We start from the raw sequence: 8,296 nt of genomic DNA on the forward strand, positions 1-8,296 counted from the left end.
CGCGGCGATGCGGCCATCGGCAGCGGGCACCACATCGGCGATGATCTTGCTACCGCACACCGGCGACACCCGCGTCGCGCTGGCCACGGGTGCCGGCAGCCGATGCGCGGTTTCGCCCACCAGTTTCAGGCGCAAGATCGCCGCGTTGTAGAGCGTGTCGGACATGTCTGCTTCTTACCCGTCCGAGCCCGGTTGTGGATAGGCGGGAAAATGCCGCCCGTACCCGTTCAGGCCCGCCGCCAGTTGGTTCCGCCCGGCCCATCCTCCAGCACGATGCCTTCAGCGGTCAACGCGTCGCGCAGGCGATCGGATTCGGCCCAGTTCCTGGCTTTGCGCGCCGCCAATCGATCCGCCACCAGCGCGTCGATGCGCGCGGCGTCCGGGTCTTGGCCGCCACCGCGCATATCGGCGGCATTGCGGCTGCGTTCGGCCCCCAGTGACGGCAGGCCCAGGAACGCCAGCGCACCTAGCAGCGCCTCGCGATCCTGCTCGATGCCGGCGATGGCGGCCAGCGCGGCGGGCGTATTCAGATCATCGGCCAGCGCCTCCACCACGGCCGCAGGCGGTGGGGGCCGTACGCCTTTGGGCACGTCACCCAGTTTGCGCAGCCACTTGTCCAGCCGCCCGCGCATCTGGCCGAGCAACGCATCGTCCCATGTCAATGGCTGGCGATAGTGCGCCGAAAGCAGGCCAAGGCGCAGTTCATCGCCCGTCCAGCCCGCCTCGATCAGTTCGCCCACGCTCAGCACATTGCCCAGCGACTTCGACATTTTCTCACCGCCACCAAAATTCAGGAAGCCGTTGTGCATCCAGATATTGGCCAGCGGCGCCCCATCATGGGCGCAGGCGCTCTGCGCGCACTCATTTTCATGGTGCGGGAAGCTGAGATCGATGCCGCCGCCGTGGATATCGATGGTGGTGCCCAGGCTTTCGGCGATCATCGCCGAGCATTCGATATGCCAGCCCGGCCGGCCCCGGCCCCACGGGCTGGGCCAGCCGGCCTGATCCTTGCTCGACGGCTTCCACAGCACGAAATCGGCCGGATTCGTCTTGTAGGGCGCGACTTCCACGCGCGCGCCGGCGATCATCTCGTCCAGCGGCCGGCGCGACAGGCTGCCATAATCACCATGGCTCGATACATCGAACAGCACATGGCCTTCGCCCACATAGGCATGGCCCTTGCCGATCAACAGCTCGATCATCGTCACCATTGCCGGAATGCTGGTGGTGGCATGCGGGTGCAGATCCGGCCGCTCCACGCCCAGCGTGGCGGCATCTTCCAGATACAGCGTTTCATAGCGGGTGGTGATGGTATCGATGCTCACGCCTTCGGCCCGCGCCTTGTCCATGATCTTGTCGTCGATATCGGTGATGTTGCGGGCATAAATCACCTTGTCCGGCCCATAATGCTGGCGGAGCAGGCGCTGCAGCACGTCAAACACCACGGCCGGGCGGAAATTGCCGATATGGGCGCGGCCATAAACAGTGGGGCCGCAGACATACATTGTCACCCGATCAGGATTGATCGGCACCAGCGCCTGCTTGGCGCGGCTGGCGGTGTTGTAGAGGCGTATCATCAGATGGACGTTCCGGGGCTGGTCTTTTCCTGTTCGTCCAGCAGTTGTTCGAGGGAGCCGCGCTCCTGCTTGCCATAGCCGCCCTCATTCGCGTCATCGCCGCCAAAGCCGGGCAAGCCGGCATGCGGGTCGCGTTCGGGATTGATCAGTTTCTGCTGCTGGTTCCAGGCATCGCCAACATAAGACACCATGGCGCTGGCCACCAACGCCAGGGTGGGCGTGGTCTTGGCCTTGGCCAGCCAATCGGGGCGCTGGTCATCGCCGGGCACAATCTTCAGGCCGAGCGTGATCAGCAGGAAAATCAGGCTGGCCGCCAGAAAGCCCTTCACCAGGCCAAAACCCAGGCCGAGCAAACGGTCCAGCGGGCCGATGACGCTGCCCTTGGCGCTGCTCGACAGAAAGCTGCCGATCAGCTTGACCGCCAACACGGCCAGCAGGAACGGGCCAAGCACCGCCGCCACGGTGGCAATCAGATCACTGCCGCTGGCGGTTTCGAAAATGGCGCGGGCCGGCGTGTAGAACAGGCGCACGGCGACAAAGCCCGCCACCCAGGCCACCAGGCTGGCGACTTCGGCGATAAAGCCGCGCATCAGGCCAAAGGCCGCTGTGCCGCCCACGATGAGCACCACGATCCAGTCAAAGCCGGCAAGCTGCGTTAGAGTATCCATACAGCAGCGCCTAACCGATTTGAGAGCGCGGAAAAAGCCTATTCCGGCCGGCCGAGGTGATCCACCAATCCGTTCATGGTGCGAAAGCCACTGACGAGCATCGGCCCGCCGCCCGTTGTGCCATCCGGCACGAAGGCGCGGCCAAAGCCCAGTTTCGCCGCCTCTTTCAAACGCAGACCGGCCAGCCCTGCAGGGCGGAGCTCGCCGGACAGTGCCACTTCACCAAAAGCCACCGCGTCGGCCGGCAAGGGCCGATCGGTGAGCGCGGACACCAGCGCGCAGGCCACCGCCAGATCGGCGGCCGGATCGGCAATCCGCAAGCCCCCGGCAACGTTGAGATAAACCTCGTGCCCGCCAAACGCCAAGCCGCAGCGCGCTTCCAGCACCGCCAGCAACATCGCCAGCCGGCCCGAATCCCAGCCCACCACCGCCCGGCGCGGCGTCGCACCCGAAGGCACCCGCACCACCAGCGCCTGGATCTCGCACAGCACCGGCCGTGTGCCCTCCAGCGCCGGGAACACCACCGCGCCGGTCACGCTGGCGCCTTCGGCCCGGCTGGTCAGGAACAGGCTGGACGGGTTGGCGACTTCCTCCAGCCCGTCAACGCCCATGGCAAACACGCCAATCTCGTCGGTGCCGCCAAAGCGGTTCTTCACAGCGCGCAGGATGCGATACTGGTGGCTGCGCTCACCTTCGAAATAGAGCACGGTATCGACCATGTGCTCCAGAACGCGCGGGCCGGCCAGTTGCCCGTCCTTCGTCACATGGCCGACCAATATCAGCGCCGCGCCCGACAATTTGGCATAGCGGATCAGTTCCTGGGCCGAAGCACGCACCTGTGAAACCGTGCCCGGCGCGCCTTCCAGCGTGTCCGAATGCATGGTCTGGATGGAATCGATCACCACCAACCCCGGCGGCGCTTTCAGCCCGGTCAACGTGGTCAATATATCGCGCACATTGGTTTCCGCCGCCAGCGCCACGTCCGCCTTTGCCAGCCCCAGCCGCCGCGCCCGCAGCCGCACCTGATCGGCGGCCTCCTCGCCCGAAACATAGGCCACACTGGCGCCAGTCCGCGCCATCTTGCCGGCTGCCTGCAACAGCAGGGTGGATTTGCCGATGCCCGGATCACCCCCGATCAGCGTCACACTGCCCGGCACCAACCCGCCGCCCAGCGCCCGATCCAGTTCGTTGATCCCGGTGGACAGCCGCTCCGGCAAGGCCACATCATCGGCCAGGCTCTCCATGGCAATCCGCCGGCCACCGGCCTGCAGCGACTGCTTGGCGGCAAAGGGCGTAAACACCGGCGCGGCTTCCTCCACCAGCGTGTTCCACTCCTTGCAGTCCGCGCATTGCCCGGCCCAGCGCGGCGCCACCGCCCCGCAGGCCTGGCACACATAGCGCGTCTTGCCCTTTGCCATCATCAATCCTTTAGAACAGAAGGGAAACATTAGCTGGGCAAAGCGGCACTTGCAAGCGGGTGCCAGGGCGTGCCAGATGAAGCCATGCGCACCATAATCCTCACCCTTCTTCTGGCCACCGCTGCTCCGGCGCTCGCCCAATCTGCCGCCACCAAGGCGGCGCACGCCAGGATCGCCGCCGATTACGACCAGACTATCGCGGACGTGATCGAACTGACCGAAATCCCCGCCCCGCCCTTCAAGGAAGCCGCACGCGGCGCGCGGATGGCGGAAAAGTTCAAGGCGCTTGGCCTCAGCGATGTCCACGTCGATGCCGTCGGCAATGTCATCGGCACCCGCCCCGGCAAGGATCGCGCTGCCAAGGCCCTGATGGTCGCCGCCCACCTCGATACCGTGTTCCCGCCCGATGTCGCCATCAAGGTGCGCCGCGAAGCCAACACGCTGCACGCACCCGGCATCGGCGATACCACCGTTACCCTGGCCGCCCTGCTTGCCTTCGTCCGCGCCATGGACGCCGGCAAGGTGGAGACCGGGCGCGATATCATCTTCGTCGCCAATGTCGGTGAAGAAGGCCAGGGCGATCTGCGCGGCGTTCGCCACATCTTCTCGGCCAGTCCCCTGAAACCGCGCATCGGCGATTTCATCAGTTTCGATGGCAGCAATGTTGCCCGGATCGTCAATGGCGGCGTCGGCTCCCGCCGGTATCGCGTCGCCTTCAAGGGGCCGGGCGGCCACAGCTATGGCGCATTCGGTATTGTGAACCCGATGGCGGCGATGGCCGGCACCGTGCAGGGCCTCTACAAGATCGCGCCGCCCACTGATGTGAAAACCACCTTCGCCGCCTCCACCATTGCCGGCGGCACCTCGGTCAATTCCATCCCCAATCTCATTCTGGCCGAATTCGACATGCGCTCGGCCTCCACCACCAATCTGAAGGCACTGGAAAGCCAGTTCCTCAAGATCATCGACGACAGCGTTGCCGCCGAAAATACCGCCCGCGACACGCAATACGGCAAGATCAGCGCGGTCCCGGAACTGATCGGTGACCGCCCGGCCGGCACCACGCCCGCCACCGACCCGCTGGTGCAGACCGCCGAACGCATCCTGAAAGCCGGCGGCTACGATGCCCAGCTGATGCCCAGTTCCACCGACAGCAACATCCCGATCAGCATGGGCATTCCGGCCATCACGCTTGGCGCTGGCGGCGGCGGCTTCCGCGCCCACGCACTGGATGAATATGTGAACATAGAGAAGGTGACGTTTGTGAAGGGCATCACCACCGCGTTCGACATTGTGGTCGCGGCCGCCAACATCAAGCGCTGAAGTCAGGAAGGCAGGGCCTCCGACGGGCAGGGACACAGTCCCTGCACCCGTTTGTTGGGGTGGGGCCTTCCTTCTATGCTTGTCATGCTGGCGCAGGCCAGCATGACAACGAACTGGTTGGCGGGACTGCCCGAAAACAATCGGGTGCAGGGTCTGCGACCCTGCCCGCCGGAGGCTCCCTTCCCGTCCGAATTCTCTCACTCTTGCCGGGGCTTGCTGCGTCGGCCAGACTGCTGAGTGAAAGGAGGCCCCATGCAGACGAAGGAGCTGCGCCTCGCGCTGGTCTGTTACGGCGGGGTGAGCCTGGCGGTCTACATGCACGGCCTGACCAAGGAAGTGTGGAAGCTGTGCCGCGCCTCCATGCGGCGGCAGGCGCCAACCGGGGCAAATCTGCCGCCGGCACGCGACAGCGAGATTGTTTATCAGGCGTTGCTCGATTCGCTGCCCGGCCTCGATCTGCGGGTGATGTGCGATATCGTGGCCGGCGCATCGGCGGGCGGCATCAACGGCGTGCTGCTCTCGCGGGCGCTGGTGGAGGGGCATGATCTGGATGCCATCCGCAGCCTGTGGCTGGAGGGAGCAGACAGCGACGTGCTGCTCGACAAGGCAGCCGCGTCGCGGCCGCTGTCGAAACTGTGGGCGATTCCGTTGGTGTGGTGGGTGCGCCGGCGCGGGCTTGAAGATGAAGACAAGGCCGAGGTGGCGGCGCATGGCGAGGTGAAGCGCAAGCTGTCCCGCTTCATGCGCAGCCGCTGGTTCAAGCCGCCGTTTTCCGGCGCGGCGTTCTCTGGCCTGCTGGCCGATGCCTTTGCCGCGATGGAAAAGGGGGAGCGCACGCCGCCGCTGGTGCCGCGGCTGCACCCGTTCGATCTGTTCGTGACGGTGACCGATTATCACGGCGCACCCCAACGCCTGCGACTGAACACACCCGAAGAAGTGACAGAGCCCGAACACCGCCTGGTGATCGGCTTTGCCTGCCCCGGCGACCGCGCGGAACGGCATCTGGGGCCAACGCCCGATCTGGTGTTTGCCGCCCGGGCCACGGCGAGCTTTCCCGGCGCCTTCCCGCCAGCGCGGATTGCCGAGATTGACGACCTGCTCAAGCGCCGCGACGAGGATTGGCCGGGGCGGCAGGCCTTTATCGATCGGGTGCTGCCGGGCCGGCTCCAGCCGGAAAGCGTGGACCTGATCGATGGCGCAGTGCTCGACAACCGGCCCTTTGGCCCGGCGCTGGCCGCGTTGGGTCGCCGTCCGGCGCATCGCGAAGTGGACCGACGCTTTGTCTATCTCGATCCCAAACCGGGGATGCACCATGATGGCAGCGCAACCGGTCAACCGCCGGGCTTTTTCGGCACCATCCTGCGCAGCCTGGCCGATATCCCGCGCCAGCAGCCGATCCGCGACAGCCTGGGCGCCATCGAGGCGATCTCGATGCGCTCGCGCCGGCTGCGCCATATCGTGATCGGGATGATGCCGCAGGTGGATATTGCCATTGATGCCGCCATCGGCATGCGCCTGCTGTTGTTCTCGCCCTCGCTTGACCGGCTGGCCACCTGGCGCAGCCGCATGAACAGCGAGGCCGCCAAAGCGACGGGCTTTGCCTTTGGCGCCTATGGCCGGCTGAAATTCGCCCTGGTGACAGAGCGGCTGGCCGAGCGCATCGCCGCGCTGGGCGGGCAGGACGTGGGCGCGGTGCGCGTCAGCATCTGGCGGCACCTGAACGCAGCCGACGCGAACAGGCCAGAGAGCGCCATCGGCAAGACCGGGCCGGCATCGCCCTATGTGCTGTTCCTGCGCAATTTCGATGTGGATTTCCGCATCCGCCGCCTGCGCTTCCTGATCCGCCGGGTGAACATGGAACTGACCGGGGCGGACGAGGCGACGGCGCAGACGCTCGGCAAGGTCAAGGCCGGGCTTTACGCCATATTGGGCCCGCACCTGATGTGCTGGCCAAACGCCGGCAGCGCACAGGCCGCCGCCGGCAACGCCATCGCCGATCCCGCCAGCGCGCTTGCCGCCATGGCCAGCGCGCTGGACCTGAAAGGCCTTGATGCCCGCAGCGACGCCGAACTGGTGGGGCTGCTGGCAACCGGCCTGCCACGCCGGCTGCGGCGGGATCTGGTGGCGGCCTATCTGGGTTTCCCCTTCTTCGATATCGCCATCCTGCCGCTCATCGCCGATGGCAACATCGACGAGCTGGACGAGATCAAGGTCGATCGCATCAGCCCCGAAGATTGCTCGGCTCTGGCCGCAGTGGGCGGACATCGGTTGAAGGGCGCGCTGTTCAATGCCTTTGGTGCCTTCTTCAGCCGCGCCTACCGCGAACATGACTATCTGTGGGGCCGGCTGCACGGGGCAGAACGGTTGATCGATCTGGTGGTGTCCTCCCTTCCCGCCAAGGCCCGGCCCGACGCGGCCACGCTCGGCGAGATCAGGCGCGCCGCCTTCCGCGCCATCCTGGCCGCCGAACGGGCGCATCTTGTTGACATTCCCGACACAATTGCCGCGCTCGACGCGGCGCTGGAAACCTGATCACTCTGCCGGCTGGGCTTTCGTCGCTGGGCGGTACTGCCGCAGATAATGAATGATTACGCCCAAGCCAAACAGCGTCGGGATCGCCCAGATCGCCGGGTTGAAGGCGTGGGTGGGGAACATCTCGATCAGGCCGACCGACAGGAACGCCGTGTAGGCCGCAATCCCGGTCGCCACCATCGCCTTGAAATGCTCCGGGATATAGGCGCGCGGGCCCGCCGGCGTGCTGAAGATGTAGCGGAAATAGGTGGTGCTGGTGCCAAAGCCGAGCAGCGCCACCATCACCATCAGGATCGGTTCCATCACCGGGCCATTGCGATCCAGCAGATACAGCCCGTGCGCCAGACAAATGCCCGCCGCCAGCATGGTGCCGCCCTGCACCGCCAGCATCGACCAGTGCCGATTGCCGGGATGGTCGCGGCGATTGCTCACCATCACCAGGCCATAACGCGTCATCGAAATCGCCAGCAGCCCCAGATAGACCATCATGGTGCCGAACATGCCGCGATACAGCACCGCGTCGGTGAGCTGCGGGTGCATCGCCAGCGGCCACACGAGGCTCAGCGCGCCCATGCCCAACGCCTGGGTCGCCGCCGTATAAATGGCGGCCGAAAACACGACCCCCCAGCGCCGATGCGCCGGGCCCCCTTTGCGCGTCAGCACCGCCCCCCAGAAACTGGTGAGCGCCACCACGCCGGCACCGACGTGAATGGCCAGGAAGATGTGAAACAGCCAGGGCATGGTGGGTTTGGTCAGTGCCTTTTGGGTGCGGGGTGAC

General features: G+C 65.9%; 6 protein-coding genes. 2 read left to right on the plus strand and 4 right to left on the minus strand.

Features of this window, described 5'->3' with window-relative positions:
- Positions 1 to 227: 227 nt before the first annotated feature.
- From cysS to radA, 3 genes are read right to left on the minus strand one after another with little or no spacing between them, the layout of a single operon-like run.
- The gene (gene cysS / locus RMO81_RS04610) at positions 228 to 1,577 is read right to left on the minus strand and encodes a cysteine--tRNA ligase (protein WP_310474583.1); all 1,350 of its coding nucleotides are present in this window, start codon (positions 1,575 to 1,577) and stop codon (positions 228 to 230) included.
- Complete coding sequence (locus RMO81_RS04615; protein WP_310474584.1) at positions 1,577 to 2,245, minus strand: CvpA family protein; 669 nt, start codon at positions 2,243 to 2,245, stop codon at positions 1,577 to 1,579. The genes cysS and RMO81_RS04615 overlap by 1 nt, the downstream gene beginning before the upstream one ends.
- 38 nt (positions 2,246 to 2,283) lie before the next feature.
- Positions 2,284 to 3,663, minus strand: coding sequence for a DNA repair protein RadA (gene radA, locus RMO81_RS04620; protein ID WP_310474588.1), 1,380 nt, complete (start codon positions 3,661 to 3,663; stop codon positions 2,284 to 2,286).
- 84 nt (positions 3,664 to 3,747) lie between these two features.
- Here radA and RMO81_RS04625 point away from each other — a divergent pair, with 84 nt between their 5' ends.
- The gene (locus RMO81_RS04625) at positions 3,748 to 4,986 is read left to right on the plus strand and encodes a M20/M25/M40 family metallo-hydrolase (RefSeq protein ID WP_310474585.1); all 1,239 of its coding nucleotides are present in this window, start codon (positions 3,748 to 3,750) and stop codon (positions 4,984 to 4,986) included.
- A 252-nt stretch (positions 4,987 to 5,238) separates the two neighbouring features.
- Entirely contained in the window at positions 5,239 to 7,518 is a 2,280-nt protein-coding gene (locus RMO81_RS04630; protein WP_310474586.1) for a patatin-like protein, read from the plus strand.
- Here the strand turns inward: RMO81_RS04630 and RMO81_RS04635 are convergent.
- A partial coding sequence (locus RMO81_RS04635; RefSeq protein ID WP_310474587.1) for a hypothetical protein occupies positions 7,519 to 8,296 on the minus strand: 778 nt, incomplete at its 5' end.

The organism is Sandarakinorhabdus sp., assembly GCF_031422795.1.
Lineage (GTDB): Bacteria > Pseudomonadota > Alphaproteobacteria > Sphingomonadales > Sphingomonadaceae > Sandarakinorhabdus.